At 67.8% G+C, this 16,181-nt stretch carries 16 protein-coding genes; 8 read left to right on the forward strand and 8 right to left on the reverse strand.

The genetic code is table 11. From position 1 onward, the window contains the following. Window positions 1-120: 120 nt before the first annotated feature. Window positions 121-840 carry a DUF5134 domain-containing protein gene (locus ABLE92_RS21040; RefSeq protein WP_348806742.1) on the reverse strand — a complete coding sequence of 240 codons (720 nt, stop codon included), beginning with the start codon at window positions 838-840 and terminating at the stop codon, window positions 121-123. Continuing rightward, a complete protein-coding gene (locus tag ABLE92_RS21045; RefSeq protein WP_496560834.1) occupies window positions 837-2,303 on the reverse strand; it encodes a PepSY-associated TM helix domain-containing protein in 1,467 nt (488 codons plus the stop codon). The genes ABLE92_RS21040 and ABLE92_RS21045 overlap by 4 nt, the downstream gene beginning before the upstream one ends. A 153-nt stretch (window positions 2,304-2,456) precedes the next feature. Between ABLE92_RS21045 and ABLE92_RS21050 the strand changes: the two genes are divergently transcribed. The 6 genes from ABLE92_RS21050 (at window position 2,457) to ABLE92_RS21075 (ending at window position 9,448) form a co-directional block, all read left to right on the forward strand. Next, window positions 2,457-4,169, forward strand: a complete 1,713-nt coding sequence (locus ABLE92_RS21050) for a flavin monoamine oxidase family protein (RefSeq protein WP_348806743.1) — start codon at window positions 2,457-2,459, stop codon at window positions 4,167-4,169. Between the two features lie 7 nt (window positions 4,170-4,176). Further along, window positions 4,177-4,992: a carbon-nitrogen hydrolase family protein gene (locus ABLE92_RS21055; protein ID WP_348806744.1), complete on the forward strand. Its 816-nt coding sequence runs from the start codon at window positions 4,177-4,179 to the stop codon at window positions 4,990-4,992. A 960-nt stretch (window positions 4,993-5,952) separates the two neighbouring features. Further along, entirely contained in the window at window positions 5,953-7,140 is a 1,188-nt protein-coding gene (locus ABLE92_RS21060) for a DNA polymerase IV (RefSeq protein WP_348806825.1), read from the forward strand. 50 nt (window positions 7,141-7,190) lie between these two features. After that, complete coding sequence (locus tag ABLE92_RS21065) at window positions 7,191-7,583, forward strand: hypothetical protein (RefSeq protein ID WP_348806745.1); 393 nt, start codon at window positions 7,191-7,193, stop codon at window positions 7,581-7,583. A 16-nt stretch (window positions 7,584-7,599) separates the two neighbouring features. After that, window positions 7,600-8,421 carry a variant leucine-rich repeat-containing protein gene (locus tag ABLE92_RS21070; protein WP_348806746.1) on the forward strand — a complete coding sequence of 274 codons (822 nt, stop codon included), beginning with the start codon at window positions 7,600-7,602 and terminating at the stop codon, window positions 8,419-8,421. Window positions 8,422-8,458: 37 nt separating this feature from the next. Further along, the gene (locus ABLE92_RS21075) at window positions 8,459-9,448 is read left to right on the forward strand and encodes an esterase/lipase family protein (RefSeq protein WP_348806747.1); all 990 of its coding nucleotides are present in this window, start codon (window positions 8,459-8,461) and stop codon (window positions 9,446-9,448) included. On the opposite strand, the gene ABLE92_RS21080 is transcribed toward ABLE92_RS21075, so the two are convergent. The 5 genes from ABLE92_RS21080 to ABLE92_RS21100 form a co-directional block, all read right to left on the reverse strand. Further along, window positions 9,334-10,086, reverse strand: coding sequence for a TetR/AcrR family transcriptional regulator (locus tag ABLE92_RS21080; RefSeq protein ID WP_348806748.1), 753 nt, complete (start codon window positions 10,084-10,086; stop codon window positions 9,334-9,336). The two genes, ABLE92_RS21075 and ABLE92_RS21080, sit on opposite strands and share 115 nt — an antisense overlap. Before the next feature lie 52 nt (window positions 10,087-10,138). After that, complete coding sequence (locus ABLE92_RS21085; protein WP_348806749.1) at window positions 10,139-11,809, reverse strand: SulP family inorganic anion transporter; 1,671 nt, start codon at window positions 11,807-11,809, stop codon at window positions 10,139-10,141. Beyond that, complete coding sequence (locus tag ABLE92_RS21090) at window positions 11,806-12,180, reverse strand: ArsR/SmtB family transcription factor (RefSeq protein WP_348806750.1); 375 nt, start codon at window positions 12,178-12,180, stop codon at window positions 11,806-11,808. Before ABLE92_RS21090 ends, ABLE92_RS21085 begins: the two co-directional genes overlap by 4 nt. 140 nt (window positions 12,181-12,320) lie before the next feature. After that, entirely contained in the window at window positions 12,321-12,785 is a 465-nt protein-coding gene (locus tag ABLE92_RS21095; RefSeq protein ID WP_348806826.1) for a SixA phosphatase family protein, read from the reverse strand. Window positions 12,786-12,811: 26 nt separating this feature from the next. Beyond that, on the reverse strand, window positions 12,812-13,096 hold the full coding sequence (locus ABLE92_RS21100) for a hypothetical protein (RefSeq protein WP_348806751.1): 285 nt from the start codon (window positions 13,094-13,096) through the stop codon (window positions 12,812-12,814). 83 nt (window positions 13,097-13,179) lie between these two features. Between ABLE92_RS21100 and ABLE92_RS21105 the strand changes: the two genes are divergently transcribed. Continuing rightward, window positions 13,180-14,094 carry a DMT family transporter gene (locus ABLE92_RS21105; RefSeq protein WP_348806752.1) on the forward strand — a complete coding sequence of 305 codons (915 nt, stop codon included), beginning with the start codon at window positions 13,180-13,182 and terminating at the stop codon, window positions 14,092-14,094. Here the strand turns inward: ABLE92_RS21105 and ABLE92_RS21110 are convergent. After that, the gene (locus ABLE92_RS21110; RefSeq protein WP_348806753.1) at window positions 14,024-14,482 is read right to left on the reverse strand and encodes a flavodoxin domain-containing protein; all 459 of its coding nucleotides are present in this window, start codon (window positions 14,480-14,482) and stop codon (window positions 14,024-14,026) included. The two genes, ABLE92_RS21105 and ABLE92_RS21110, sit on opposite strands and share 71 nt — an antisense overlap. A gap of 166 nt (window positions 14,483-14,648) precedes the next feature. Here ABLE92_RS21110 and ABLE92_RS21115 point away from each other — a divergent pair, with 166 nt between their 5' ends. Continuing rightward, window positions 14,649-16,181: a CoA-acylating methylmalonate-semialdehyde dehydrogenase gene (locus ABLE92_RS21115; protein WP_348806754.1), complete on the forward strand. Its 1,533-nt coding sequence runs from the start codon at window positions 14,649-14,651 to the stop codon at window positions 16,179-16,181.

A 16,181-nucleotide genomic window follows, 5' to 3' on the forward strand; every position in this document is an offset into this window, starting at 1 on the left:
CACGCCGTCGACCGCATCCTCGACTGGACCCTGTGGCGCCGACGTCACCAGAAACGCGCCCAACAATGCCACCAAAACCGCAGGTCACAACAACAATAAACCCGATCTACGGCTGTAGTACTAGACAACCATGACGAAGAACATGATCGACATGCCGGTCGCCATGAACACCTGACACAGATCGCCGGCGAAGGACAGCACGTCGTCGGGCGCACCGGCACGTCGCCGACGATCGAAGTACAGATACAGCCAGACGGCCGCCGCGACCGCGAACCCGAGCGCCAGCACCCAGTTCAGCGGCGCCACATAGCCCGGTTGCGGTGCCATGTGGGTCATGTCCATCCCGCCCATGTCGCCGCCACCGTGACTGTGCGCGAGCACCACCGTGTGGCCGGAACCCACACCACCCGGGCCCATCGCCAACGCCATCGGTTGCGCCGCAGGGGTTCCCGGCAGCAGGCTGCCGTTCATCACCGCATACATCCAGGCCATCGCCCCCATCATGGCCGCGTGGTACACCGCCGCCACCCGCCCGGTGGTGGTGGATGTCGGTGGGACGCAACCACAGTCGACGGCAGGGCGCGACGAGTTCGGCACCGCCAGGCTGGCCAGGAACCACACCGCCGCGGCGACGAAGAACCACAGCGGGCCGATGGTCGGCCAGTCTGAGGAGAACGGCCAGGCCATCAACAACATCGCGACCGACATGACCAGGTGCAGTGCATGCCCCACATAGGCCTGCCAGGGCATCGATTTCACGACCATCAGGTACAGGCACTGCGCCGCGGCCAGTCCGAACAGGATCGTGACGACCCACCGCAGCAACTCGTCGGCGATCATCGCGGCGCGCTCACCCGGCGCTCACCCGGTTGCGCGGACTCGCGCCGCTTCGACACGATTCCCCACACCGCGTCGACGATGACGAACAGCGCCAACGGGATTCCGAACCAGGGGAGGAACCAGCCGAGGACGGCGACGACGACGATCAGGGCCAGCGCCTCGGCCGGCAGCAGGGAACTCAGCGAACCCCGCCCGGGCGCCTTGGGGAGCCCGCCCTTCGTCGGGCGGCGACGCCACCACATCAGGTAGCCGCGGCAGATGACGGTGATCAGCCCGATGCCGAGCAGGATCAGCACGATCTGGTTGATCAGGCCGAACAGGCCCATGTGGGCGCTGATCGCCCACGTCGTCATCTTCGCCATGAACGGCCAGTCCGCGAAGTCGACGCGGTCGGTCACCGCATAGCTGTGCGGATCGACGGCGATCGAGTCGTAGTGACTCGGAAATCCGCGCGCGTTCTCCGACACCGACCACGCCGCACCCGTGGCCGCCGGCACCGAGATGACCATCGGGCCGACCAGACCGGCCTGCTGTGCGGTCTCGTAGACCTGGGTGAACGCCGCCGGATCGATCTCGGCCGGTGCCGTTTCGGCACCCGCGCCGTGATGCGCGGCCGCATCGTCGGACGGTTCGGTGGATGCTTCGGTGGACACACCGGGCGTCGTCCACGACAACTCGGTGCGCAGTTCCCCGATGTTCTCACCGGCATAACGGGACCAGCTCAGCCCGGACGCGGACAACCCGATCAGGCCGATGATGATCCAAACACCCACCGCGCCATGCCAACTCAGGGTGCGTTGGCGTTTGGGTGCGTCACGATCGGGCACCAGCAGTCGCTTGAGTTTGTGTGTGCGGCGCCGGTATCCGATCCACAGCACCAGGCCGCCGAGCGCCACGACCCACAACCAGCTCGCACCGATCTCGCTGTAGTTACGGCCCACCTCACCCAGGTGCAGATTGCGGTGCAGATCGTCGAACCAGGCGCGCACCGGCAACCACTCACCGAAACTGGTCAGCTCGCCACGCACCTCGCCGGTGTAGGGATCGACGAAGACGGTGCGGTTGTGATCGGCGGGGACGTCGTCGACGGCCAGCACCACGCGGGTGGTCTCGCCGGCCGCCGGTGCCGGAGTCACCGACACGATCGAACCCTCCGGGTGGGCGGCGCGGGCCGCGGCCACCTGCTCACCGAGGGGGATCGGCGCGCCACCGGGATCGTCGACGGTCAGCTCGTGGCTGTAGATCGCGCGATCGAGCTGCGGGATGAGCGCGTACAGCGTGCCGGTGATGGTGGCGACCAGCAGGAACGGGCCGATCAGGATGCCGGCGTAGAAGTGCCAGCGCAGCAGCAGCGGACGCCAACGGTCGGCGGCGCCGCGCGCACGACGCGGCCCCGGGGACGGCGATGACGCAGAGGAGCGCGCCGGCGCGGACCCCTCATCCAGGGGTGGGGTGGTGACCAACTCGAATCCTGCTTTCACACGAGGGGCTGATGAGTCCCGTGGCTGACGAGTCTCGCGTCAGAGGTCGGTGCTGCCCACGCGAAAGTTCCCGGCATCGCCGTGACGCGCGTCACTTCCCCTCCTGCGGTGGCCGGAGGACCTACCCTACGAGGGATGCAGCCGACCACCGAAGCGCCGACCACTGGGGCACCGACCACTGGGGCACCGATCACCGAACCCCCGATCACCATCTTCGGTCCGGACTTCCCGTTTCCCTATGACGACTGGGTCGGCCACCCGGCCGGGATCGGCACGGTGCCGCCGGAGGCGCTCGGCAGTGAGGTCGCGGTGATCGGCGCGGGGATGGCGGGCATGGTCGCCGCCTACGAGCTGATGAAGATCGGTCTGAAGCCGGTGGTGTACGAACCCGACCGGATCGGCGGCCGACTGCGCTCCGAGCCGTTCGTCCCCGGCGAACCGGAGGTCGCCGAACTCGGTGGCATGCGGTTCCCGATCTCCTCGAGCGCCTTCTTCCACTACGTCGACACCTTCGGACTGCGCATCCGCCCGTTCCCCAATCCGCTGACCGAGGCCGCGGGCAGCACCGTCATCGACATCGGCGGGGAGACGCTCTACGCCCGCACCCTCGACGATCTGCCGCCGATCTACCAGGAGATCTCCGACGCCTGGGACGCCGCGCTGGAACGCATCGCCGGCTTCTCCGGTCTGCAACGGGCCATCGCCGAACGGGACACCGCCGAGCTGAAACGACGTTGGAATGCCCTCGTCGCCGAATGGGACGACCGCAGCTTCTACGACTTCCTGGCCACCTCGACGGAATTCGGATCGCTGAGCTTTCGGCATCGCGAACTGTTCGGTCAGGTCGGATTCGGAACCGGCGGTTGGGATTCGGACTTCGCCAACTCGATGCTCGAGATCCTGCGGGTGGTGCTCACCAACTGCGACACCGACCAATACCTCATCGTCGGTGGGGTCGAACAGGTTCCGCGTCGACTGTGGTCACACGCACCGCACCGGATCGCGCACTGGCCGGTCGGCACGTCGCTGTCGTCGCTGCACCGCGGGGTGCCCAAACCCGGGGTGCGCGCACTGCGGCGCCTCGGCCCCGACCGCATCGAGGTCACCGACCGGTGGGGTGAGCGACGCGAGTTCTCCGCGGTGGTCGCCACCTGCCAGGCGTGGCTGCTGTCCACCGAGATCGATTGCGACGAGTCGTTGTTCAGTCAGGATCTGTGGATGGCGCTGGACCGCACCCGCTACATGCAGTCGTCGAAGACCTTCGTCCTCGTCGACCGCCCCTTCTGGTCCGACCGCGACCCCGACACCGGCCGCGACGTGCTGTCGATGACGTTGACCGACCGCCTGACCCGCGGCACGTATCTGTTCGACAACGGACCCGACCGGCCCGGGGTGATCTGCCTGTCGTACTCGTGGATGAGCGATTCGCTCAAGATGCTGCCGCATTCGGTGGAACGCCGTGTGTCCCTGGCACTCTCGGCATTGCGGAAGATCTATCCGGACGTCGACATCGCCGAGCACATCGTCGGACGGCCGATCACCGTCTCGTGGGAGGACGACCCGAACTTCCTCGGCGCCTTCAAGGGCGCGCTGCCGGGCCACTATCGGTACAACACCCGCATGTACGGGCATTTCCACGATCAGCATCTGCTGCCCGACGCCGAGCGCGGCATCTTCATCGCCGGCGACGACGTCTCCTTCACCCCGGCGTGGGTGGAGGGCGCGGTGCAGACCGGGCTCAACGCGGTGTGGGGTGTGCTGACGCATTTCGGTGGTCGCTGCGCACCCGAGAATCCGGGTCCCGGCGACGTGTACGCCGACCTCGGCCCGATCGACATCGGTGAGTGACGCGACGATGAACGAGACGACACCGGCGGACGTTCTGCGCGTCGCACTCTGGCAGGCCACGCCGCTACCCCCGGACACCCCGGACATCGTGGAACGCAATCTGGAGCGTCTGAGACGGGCGGCCGCGACGTGCGCCGGGCGAGCCGACCTGCTGATCACACCCGAGATGTTCGTGTGCGGGTACAACATCGGCGCGCGGGCCGCGCGGGAACGGGCCGAGGCTCCCGACGGGCCGATCGCGGCGGCGGTGTCGCAGATCTGCGCGGCCAACGGGCTCGCCGTGCTCTACGGGTGCGCCGAGCTGGTGGCCGGCGAGGTGTACAACGCGATCCGGCTCGTCAATTCCGACGGTCGGCTGCTGGCCACCCACCACAAGACCCACCTGTTCGGCGACCTCGACACCGAGATGTTCGCGCCCGGAACGGTTCCCGCCCCGGTGGCCGACCTCGGCCGCTGGCGACTGGGCCTGGGGATCTGTTATGAGGTGGAGTTCCCCGAGGTGGTGCGTTCGCTGGCGCTGCGCGGCGCCGACATCGTCTGCGTCCCGACCGCCAACATGCCGGAGTACGACGATGTGCAACGCATCCTGTTGCCGGCCCGCGCCCTGGAGAACCAGGTGTATGTGGGATACGCGAATCTCGTTGGCCGTGAAGGCGATCTGGCCTACGGGGGTCTCAGCGAATGGATCGGCCCCAGCGGGGCGGTGCAGGCCCTCGGCGAACCCGGCGAACACCTGGTGTTCGGTACCGCCGACCGCGGCGAACTCACCCGGTCGCGGGCGGGCTGGACCTACCTCGCCGACCGGCGGCCCGAACTCTACTGACCGTTTTGCTGTTCTGAACGGCGCACTGCCACTACGACATTCGGGATACGCCCGTTTCCAGAAGGTGTATCCGCCTCGTCTGGACATCACGGGCGCTGTGGTCTAACTTACATCCGGGAACGTGCACGTCGGGGCGCAGGAGAAACGCACGCAGGGCGGGATGTGGACGGGATGACCGACGTGGATTTCGAGGCGGATCTGCAGGGTTTCGAGGATGCGCAGTCGCGTGCACGACGCGGATTCCTCGGTGCGGCCGCGATCCTCGAGGCGCTCGACATCGAGTCGCTACTGTTCCTGCCCTCGCTGCGAATGATGTTGTCGCCCAATGCCATCTGGGATGACGGTGCCGGACCGGATGCGGCGCTGGCCCACCAGATCCGCTCCTCCATCAATCGGCACACCCGCGCCGCGGACGTGCTCGGCATGATGCTGCGCGACGCCATGCTCACCCGACGCGACGCCGAATCGGCCCTGCGCACGGCATCGGGTGCGCTGCCGGTCCGTGCGCAGCGGACACTGGTCGACGACGCCGTCGCCCTGTCCGATCCCCGCCGGGCCGATCTGCTCCGGCTGGCCTTCCTGCTGGTGGCCACCCATGCACTCAGTGATCCCACCGACTGCGCGACGGCGTCGCGGTCACTGAACCTGGTCCCGCCACCCCTGCATCGAGATCGTTCGATGATGAATTCTGTTCTTTCTCAGATCGTTCCGATGTTGTCGGCATCCGACGTCGACGGATTGGGCCGGACGTCGGTCATGCCGCATCGATCTTCGCGGTACCCGATGAACACCGGCTGCCGACCGCCGGCGCCGTCGAATTGGTGCACGGCACTTCGGATCTCACGCTTGTCCGCCTCAACCCGCATTCGCTGCACCTGGCCTGCAAGCTGTCCGGACTGCCGGCGCCGGAACCGGCCTGAGCGGCCGCGGGCACTGAGCTGCCCGGGTAGGCTGGCTCGGGTGAGCGCGTCGACCCCGCGCCGCCACCGGTGGCTGCTGCACATCGACCTCGACCAGTTCCAGGTCGCCGTCGAGCGACTCCGCAGTCCCGAGCTGGTCGGCGCGGCGGTGATCGTCGGCGGCAATGGTGACCCCACCGAGGCCCGCAAGGTGGTGACCTGCGCGTCCTATGAGGCCCGCGCGGTGGGGGTGCGAGCGGGGATGCCGCTGCGTACCGCGTACCGCAAGATGCCCGATGCGGTGTACCTACCGCTGGACATGTCCGCCTACGACGCCGCCTCCGCACAGGTGATGGAGACGTTGCGGCAGATGGGCCATCCGCTGGAGGTGTGGGGATGGGACGAGGCGTACGCCGGGATCGGTGACGTATCCGGCAGTGATATATCCAGCGGTGACAGTGAACCCGGCGACCACGAACCCGGTGACGACGAGATCCTCGCCCTGGCCTCGGACATACGCGACCGGGTGGCCGCCGAGTGTGGGCTGGCCTGCCGAATCGGTATCAGCGACAACAAACAACGCGCGAAGATGGCCACCGGCTTCGCCAAACGCGGAATCCGCGACGCCGGGCTCGATCGGGTGATGCCGCCGGGGTTGTTCCTGCTCGACAAACGGAACTGGTTGCCGCTCATGGGTTCCGCGCCGACCGGCGACCTGTGGAGTGTGGGACCGCGCACCGCGGACAAACTGGCCGCGATGGGCGTGGCCACCGTCGAGCAACTCATCGCCACCGACAAGGACGACCTCATCGCCAGATTCGGTCCACACCAGGGCAACTGGCTCTACGTCCTGTGTCGCGGCGGCGGGGATGCGACGATCACCGTCGAACCCTTCGAGGCCAAGTCGCATTCCAAGTCACACACCTTTGCCACCGACCTGACCGAACCGGCCGAGATCGCCGCGGCCGCCACCGACCTCACCGACGAACTGCTCGGCGAGATCGTCGCCGAGGGCCGCACACCCTTCCGGGTGGCGGTCACCGTGCGGACCGCCACCTTCTACACCCGCACCAAATCCCGGAAGCTGGCCGCACCGACCACCGACCGCGACACGATCGTCGCCGCCGTGAACGAGGTGCTCGCGAAATTCGAGCAGGGCCGGCCGGTGCGTCTGCTCGGCGTGCGGCTGGACCTCGTCGACACAGACACTGCCACCGACACCGACGAAGACGACGAACACGACGAATGAGTCCGAACGGACGACATCGCGCCGATGGTTGCCATTGCTAATTTGGCACGATGGCCACACCTCCGTCACCAACCCATGGGCGCAATCAAGCGGCCGATGTCGTCAATCGGATACCGCTGCTGCCCACCGTCGCCGCAGTGCTCGTGGTGTTCGGCCTGCTGTTCGGGGCTCTCGGCAGCTGTGGCGGTGCCACCTCGGCGTTCAACAGCTACTCCACCACGAACAGCGAACTGTGCTCTGCGTACCGGGTCGCGGTCAACGCCTTCGAGGACGACTCCGAGTACGACGTCACCGACGAGCTCGACGCCCTGATCAGTGCGGCCAAGGACTACGACGACAGTGGCGTCCGCGCCGACGCCGACGACCTCGACTCCAACACCGGCTACCTGGTGAGTGAGTCCAGTTTCCGTAGCGATACCCGCAACATCGCGGCCGAGTGCTGAGCAGGCAGGTAGAACGATGACCACACCTCCGTACGGCGGCGGACCGAACCCGCAGCAGCCCAACCCGTATCAGTCCTCACCCGGCTGGGGTCAACCCCCGACCGGGCAATCGCCCAGCGTGCCGCCCACCGGGCCGTATCCGGCGCAACAGCCACCGGCGACCGGGCCGTATCCGGCACAACAGCCGCCGGCCACCGGACCCTATCCGGCACGACAGTCCGCACCCTTCGGTCCGGGCCGGCCGGGACCCGGCACCCAGGGTTTCGGTGCCCAGGGTTTCGGGGCCCAGGGCCCGAACACGGCCGGCGCGCCGGTCCGTGCCGCGGTGGGCGGCGGGATCATCGCGGTGCTCGCGGTGATCCTCATCTTCGTGTTCTGGCCGGTGGCGATCTTGCTGTTCATCGTCGCCGGCGTGTACGCCTTCTTCCTGGCCACCGGAATGCCGATGGCCGCGGGCCCGCAGACGACGATCGCGCACGCCGCATATGCGTGGCGCTCGGTGATCGCCCCGGCATTCGGCGGACGATCGACCCCGAACCCGGCGCATCCCGGCCCGAACCCGGCATATCCCGGACCGAACCCGATGGCGCCCAACCCGATGGCCCCGAACCCGGTGGCGCCTGCGCCGGCGACACCGGCCCATCCCTACACGGCGGCGCAGGCATCCAACCCGGCCACCGACCCGCAGGTCCTCTCGCAGATCGCGGCCGCCGCACCGGAGTTGCGAGTGCTGGTGGCCAACAATCCGGCGACCTACCCGGGGTTGCTCGACTGGCTCGACTCCTACGGCGACGCGCAGGTCAAGGCGGCCGTCGCGCGGCGTCGCGGCGGCTTCTGACTGCACGAGCCGCGCGAGACGGGCGTACCGTGCGGACATGCATCGTGCCGAGGTGAGCTTCCGACACCGACGCCCGCGCGGCCTGCTGAGCGCACTGACGGTGTGCGCGCTGCTCGCGCTCGGCACCGCCACCGCGTCGGCGCAACCGTCGCCGTCGCAGCCCTTGCCGGTGACCTACGACTTCCTCGCCGGGATCTCCGCAGAGCTCGAGAACCCCGGTGGCTCGCTGCCCGGCACCAACGATTTCTCCTGCCGCCCGGCCGCGGCGCACCCGCGTCCGGTGATCCTGGTGCACGGCAGTGGTGGTGGGCGACAGACCAATTGGGCGACGATGGCGCCGGTGCTGGTCAATGCCGGCTACTGCGTGTTCGTCCCGACCTACGGCACGCTGGGCACCGCATGGCCGGCGTCGGCGCTCGGTGGGCTCGGGCCGAAACCCGACAGTGCCTGGCAGCTCAAGGAATTCGCCGATCGGGTGCGTGCGGCCACCGGCAGCGATCAGGTCGACATCGTCGGTCATTCCCTCGGCACCGAGATCCCCACCTACTGGATGAAATACCTCGGCGGGCGCGGGCACGTGGCGCACTATGTGTCGCTGGCCCCGTATTGGCGTCAGGGCCCCGACGACGATGACGCCCGCGGTGAGGCGATCGCGGAAATCCGTGCGCGCCTGGGCATTCCCGAACCGGTCCGGCCGTCGTGTCCGGAATGCTCACCGGCCCCGGCCGATCGGGATTTCAATCGTGCCGTGCGTGAGCCGACGCCATATCTGCCGGGCGTGCGGTACACCAACATCGTCACCCGGCACGACGAGATCGTCACGCCGTATGACGTGGGGATCCTCGACGGTCCGGTCGGCACATCGGTCACCAACATCGTCGTGCAGGACGGGTGCCCGGCCGACCATTCCGATCACCTGTCGATCGTGGCGAATCGGCGGTCGGCCGCGCTCGTGCTGCGGGCGCTCGATCCGTCATCGCCCGCGCCGGTGCCCTGTGTGCCGGTCTCCCCGGTCACCGGCGGTTGATCGCCTCCGGCCAGGGCCGGCCATGGCGTGGCGATATAGGTGGTCAGTACCCGAACGGCCGCGTCGACGGTGTGCTTCATCGCGGGTTCGTCGGCGGTCATGACGTATCCGAGCGTCATACCGTCGGTGAGTGCGATGACCACCGGCGCGATCTCCTCCTCGGCGACCGCCCACCGGAAGCTGCCGAGGCGGGCCCCCTCCCGCAGCATGCGCACCACCAGTTGGGCGTAGTTGGTGTAGAGATATTCGGCGAGCGTCTCGAGTCCCGGGGTGCGACGGGCGTAGAGCCCCAACGAGATCAGCGCGTGTTCGCGGGTGGCGTTGCCGGCGACGTCCCCGGCGAACGCCTCGAACCCGGCACGCAACACCGACTCCGCGGGCAGCCCGGCCGGCGTCGACTCCGTCTCGAGCATCCTCACCCGCTCGGTGAGAGCCTCCAACTCCTGATTGATACCGAATTCCGCGACCGCGGCCAACAATTCATCGCGATTGTCGAAGGCATAGAACAGACCCGACTGCGGGACACCCGCTTCGTCGGCAATGCGCCGGGTGGTGGCGCTTTCGACTCCTTCGCTTGCGATCACTCGCAACGTGGCCTCGATGGCGAGTCGGCGTCGCTCTGCGACACTCAACCGCATCTTTACTCCTCAGTTCTATTCGGTGACGCGTGGACGCGCGTCCAAAGCAATCCTAACTTTCACTGAGTGCTTCGTTTGGTGAGGTCGGCGTCGTTACATGTGAGCGGGCATGGGCCACCGCCTCATCGAGCGTGGCCATGAGGTGGTTCTCGTGCCGCAATGAATCGATGACGCCCACACCATTGAGCAGTCCTAGGTGTTCGGACTGGACGCCCTTGAGGATGACCGTGATTCCGCGTGATTCCAGATCGGTGACGATCTCGGCCAGTGTGTGGGCGCCCGTCGCATCGAGCATCCCCAGATGCGACATGCGGATGATCACCACCGAGACCTTCGATCGGCCGGCCCCCTCGCTGATCGTCGAGGAGATGCGCTCGGCCGCACCAAAGAACATGGCACCGTCGAGGCGGAGCAGGGCGATGTGCTCGTCGCCGGGCTGCGCCGGGCCGGGGAGTTCCTCGCGGGTGACGCTGGACCGGCGCGCGATCTGCCGCAGCGCGAAGAACGCGGCGACCACGATGCCGATCTGGACCGCCTCGATGAGGTCGAAACACACCGTGATCAGTGCGGTCACCACGAAGATGATGGCGTCGGACCGGGTGGAGCGGATGATCTTGCGGATCGTCGATGTCGAGATCATCCGGAAGCAGGTGACCATCAGCACGCCCGAGAGTGCGGCCAGGGGAATCGTCGCCACCGGGCCGGTGGCCAGGTACACGACGCCGAGCAGGAACAACGAGTGCACGATCGCCGACACCCGGGTGCGGGCCCCCGAGCGCACGTTGACCGCGGTGCGGGCGATGGCGCCGGTGGCGGGCATGCCGCCGAAGAGTCCCGACGCCACCGATGCAAGCCCCTGCCCGGTCAGTTCGCGGTCGGGATCGTAGGGGCCCGTCGGCGACATCGTCGCGGCGACACGCGCCGACAGCAGCGATTCGATCGCGGCGAGCGTGGCGATGGCCAGCGCCGCGCCGAACAGTGATTGCAGCGCACCGGCATCGACGTGCGGCAGGGTCGGGGCCGGCAGATGTGAGGGCAGTTCGCCGATGGTGGCGACGTCGATGTGGGCGAACCGCACGACAAGGGTGACGACGACGATCGCGGTGAGCGATTCCGGGATCGCCCGGTGAATGCGGGGCAGCGCGACCATCAGCACGGCGACGGCGGCCACCACCCCCAGGGTGCGTCCGGCGGCCGCCCAGTCGGCGTGCACGATGACCGTCCACGCCGCCGGCAGCGTCCGCTCACCCTTCGGCGGTGACGTCGCGAAGGCCGCGGGCACCTGCTGCAGGAAGATGATCACCGCGATGCCGAGGGTGAAGCCCTCGATGACCGGCCATGGGATGAAGGTGACCGCCCGGCCGAGTCCGACGGCACCGGCGATCAGCACGATCAGCCCGGCGAGCACGGTCACCATCGCGATGCTGGCGAGGCCGTGTTGCGCCACGATCGGCGCGAGGATCACCGCCATCGCTCCGGTGGGGCCGGACACCTGCACATGCGAACCGCCGAAGATCGCGGCCACCAGGCCGGCGACGACCGCGGTGATCAGTCCGGCCGCGGCACCGACACCCGAGGAGATGCCGAAGGCCAGCGCGAGGGGGAGTGCGACGACGCCGACTGTGACACCGGAGACGATGTCGAGCTTCCACGATGAGCGCAGACCTGCGTAATCGCTGCGTCCCGGCAGCAGTCGCCGGACGCGGGAGATGAGCGGTGTCATGGCCGGACGACGGGCGGCAGAGCGGAGATCGCGTCGAACTGATCGCGCTGGGCGCCGAGGGTGTCGTAGAGGAAGGTGCGGGCGATGAGCAGCAGTTCGGAGATCTTGGGGTGGGCGAGCCGATAGAAGACGGCGTTGCCGGTGCGCGTCGAGGTCACCACATGATGCCGTTTGAGCACGGCCAGATGCTGCGACATCGTGGTCGGTCCGATGTCGACGATCTTGAGCAGGTCACTGACCGGGGTGGGGTCGTCGTTGGCGCTGAGCACCTCGAGGACGCGGATGCGGGCCGGGTGGGCGAGCGCCTTGAAGAGATTGGCCTTGATCTCGTAGAGCGGCTGATCGGTTGTGGAGAAGCCGTGGGTGGTCATGAGGTCTCCTCGTGGCAGCGGATTCCGGAGCGGATACTGCGGACTAATGGATTACGCAAGCGCGAAAGCCATCGTACGACGGTTGGTGACAATCGCCAAACATGAGTGACGCGGATCGCGGGGGAGTCAGGAACGGGGAGTCAGGAACGCGGCACGCGAACACCCACCAGATGGGCGTCGGGATCGGGTGCCAGGCCGATCTCGGACCACGGCGAGCCGAGGGTCACGGCCGCATACGCCGACGTGGGGAATCGATCGATCTGGCCGTCGGAGTCCAGGCTCAACGCCGTCGACGGCATACCCGGTTCGTGCCCGACGACGAGCACGGTCGCCGCGTCGGCCGGGACATGAATGCGGATCGCCTCGAAGATGTCGTCGGGAGTTCCGCCGTAGATCTCGTCGAGGAACTCGGTCGGGGCGTCGATACCGGTCCGTTGCAGGGTCTGGCGGGTGCGGGTGGCGCTCGAACACAGCACAGCGTCGATGTGCAGGCCCTCGGCACGCATCCAGTCGCCGGCCAGGGCCGCCTCCCGGCGTCCACGGTCGGCCAGCGGCCGCTGATGATCGCCGACGCCGGGCGGATATCCGGACTTGCCGTGACGCATCAGGACCAGCGTCCGGGTGACCGAACTCACGCCACACCGCGCTCGGTGCGGCGCTCGCCGGAGCGGATTTCGGGCGTCGCCGAACGCAACACCCGCGCGGTCGCACGCCACGCGGCCGCCTCCTGGCGATGGAAATCCGCGAGATCGTCGTCGCCGGCCGCCTGCGCCGCATCCGCGAGGTCGTCGCACTCCCACGACTCGTCGAGGCAGTCGGTGATCACCGCGGGAATCAGTGTGTGATCGGCGCACAGCGCGCCGATCGTGGCGGCGTCGAGCGTCGCGAGGAGTTCCAATTCAGACCGCAACCGCATGACTCCAACCTACGAGCGACGCGCGCACGGATGCGGTAGCGACACCGCCCACCTCGCGGGAGACATGCCCTAGCCTGGTGGGCGTGCACTCCTGGCTCCCCGCGCTTCTCGCGGTTCTCGCGGCGCTGATGATCGCCGCCGGAACCGTGCTGCGCCAGCGCGCGTCCCGGGCGTCGGGGGCCATCACCAAGGGCTGGTGGCTGGGTGCGGGGATCGCGATCACCGGGTTCGCCCTGCAGGCCGGTGCGCTGGGCCTGGGATCGATCCTGCTGGTGCAGCCGCTGGTGGTGCTCGCGGTGCTCTTCGCGCTGCCGCTGGAGGCGTGGGCCGACCGCCGGCATCCGGCACATCGCGAATGGGCGTGGGGTGGGGTGCTGGTGGCGTGCGTGGCGACGTTCCTGGTGATCGCGCGCCCGGAGCCGTCGATGCGCCGACCCCCCGATCTGGTGATCTGGGTGACCGTCGCCGCGGTGATCGGGGTGATCGTGGCCTGCGTGCTGTGTGCGGAGCGCTCGACCCCGCACTACCGGGCCCTGTTCTACGGGCTCGCCGCGGGCACCCTGTTCGGCGTGTCGGCGCTGCTCATCAAAACCATCGTCTACCAGCTGTTCCATCATCCGGTGCACATGTTCGTACACCCGGAGATCTACCTGTTCGTGGTGGTCGCCGCGGGTGCGGTGATCGCTCAGCAGAAGGGCTTCGGGGCCGGCGACCTGCAGACCTCGTTCCCGGCGATGAACGTCATGGAACCGGCGGTGGCGATGGTGCTCGGCGTGGTCCTACTGGGGGAGAACCTCAAGGTGTCCACGACCACCGCACTGTTCCTCGGCGTCGTGCTCGCCGTGATGATCCGTGCGGTGGTCGAATTGGCGAAGGAATCGGCGGTGCGTTGCGGCACCCTGCCGGACTCCGTCGAGGCGCCGTCGGTCAGGCGTTTACCGGAGCGATCACCGGGATCAGATCCTGGGCCCACTGGGCGGCCATCGCGCTCGGCTTGATCGCCGAGGAGTTGTCGTGGCGGGCGTGCTCGCCGACCTGGGTGGCGCCGCGCGCGGTCAGCTTCTCGGCCATGATCTCGCCACCGCGGTTGAAGGTCTCGCCGTAGACGGTGTCGCCGAGTCCGAAGACGGCGAAACGCACACCGGTCAGATCGGGGGCCACCTCGTCGAGTTCGGCGGCAAACGGCTCGGCGCCGGTCGGCAGTTCGCCCTCACCGTAGGTTGAGCAGATCACCACCAGGAAGTTCTCGGGATCGAGATCCTCGACCGCGAACTCGCTCATGTCGTAGATCGACGGGTCGTGGTCGGCGGCCAGGACGTCGGCGATGGCGTCGGCCACCAGTTCGCAGTTGCCGGTCTCGGTGCCGTAGAGGATGACGACGGACATGGTGACTCCTTCCGATGGGTCGCGCGCAGGTCGCACAAACAGGGGCAAGGGTAGCCTTTTTTCCTGCCGAAATGCCATTGGACTTTGGTCACCCCTTGGCGCAATTACTTGGATGTCCTAGTATTGGTCGTGTCACGACCCCGATCAGAATTCAGGTGATCTCGCGGTGAGCGCATCCTCCACCACATCCATCCCGCACTACCTCAACGGTGCCAAGGTGGCCGCCGACGGCGGTCGCTTTGCCGACGTGTTCAATCCCAGCACCGGCCAGGTCGCCGCGCAGGTGCCCCTCGCCGACGCCGACGAGGTGGCCGCCGCCGTCGAGACCGCCAAGAAGGCGCAGAAGGAATGGGCGGCATGGAACCCGCAGCGCCGCGCCCGGGTGCTGATGCGCTTCGTCGACCTGGTGAACAAGAACGCCGACGAGATCGCCACCACGCTGTCCCTCGAACACGGCAAGACCCACGCCGACGCCCTCGGTGACATCCAGCGCGGTATCGAGGTCATCGAGTTCGCCATCGGTATCCCGCACCTGATCAAGGGTGAGTTCACCGAGGGCGCCGGTACCGGCATCGATGTGCACTCGATCCGTCAGCCGCTCGGCGTCGTCGCCGGCATCACCCCGTTCAACTTCCCGGCCATGATCCCGCTGTGGAAGGCCGGACCGGCGCTGGCGTGTGGCAACGCCTTCATCCTCAAGCCCAGTGAGCGCGACCCGTCGGTGCCGGTGCGGCTGGCCGAATTGTTCACCGAGGCAGGACTTCCCGACGGTGTCTTCCAGGTCGTCCACGGCGACAAGGAGGCCGTCGACGCGCTGCTCACCCACCCCGACGTCAAGGCGCTGGGCTTCGTCGGCAGCTCCGACATCGCGCAGTACATCTATGAGACCTCGGCGGCTCACGGCAAGCGGTCGCAGTGCTTCGGTGGCGCCAAGAACCACATGATCATCCTGCCCGACGCCAACCTCGATCAGGTCGTCGACGCGCTGATCGGCGCCGGGTACGGCAGCGCCGGTGAGCGTTGCATGGCCATCAGTGTCGCCGTTCCGGTCGGGGAACAGACCGCAGAACGCCTGCGCGCCAAGCTGATCGACAAGGTGAACGCGCTGCGCGTCGGGCACTCACTGGACCCGAAGGCCGATTACGGTCCGCTGGTGACCGCCGCAGCGCTGGAGCGGGTGACCGGTTACATCGGCCGGGGCGTCGAGGAAGGTGCCGACCTCGTCATCGACGGGCGTGAGCGCACCAGCGATGAGCAGACCTACGGCGACGAGGACATCTCCAACGGCTTCTTCATCGGGCCGACCCTGTTCGACCATGTCACCAAGGACATGTCGATCTACACCGACGAGATCTTCGGCCCGGTGCTCGCGATCGTGCGTGCCGGTGACTACGAGGAGGCACTCGCTTTGGCGTCGGATCACCAGTACGGCAACGGTGTCGCCATCTTCACCCAGGACGGTGACGCCGCCCGCGACTTCACCGCCCGCGTCGAGGTCGGCATGGTCGGCGTGAACGTGCCGATCCCGGTTCCGGTGGCCTACTACACCTTCGGTGGCTGGAAGCGCTCCGGCTTCGGTGACCTCAACCAGCACGGACCGGCGTCGATCCAGTTCTACACCAAGACCAAGACGGTCACCTCGCGCTGGCCGTCGGGCATCAAGGATGGCGCCGAGTTCGTCATCCCGACGATGGACTGA

The organism is Gordonia oleivorans, assembly GCF_040044975.1.
Lineage (GTDB): Bacteria > Actinomycetota > Actinomycetes > Mycobacteriales > Mycobacteriaceae > Gordonia > Gordonia oleivorans.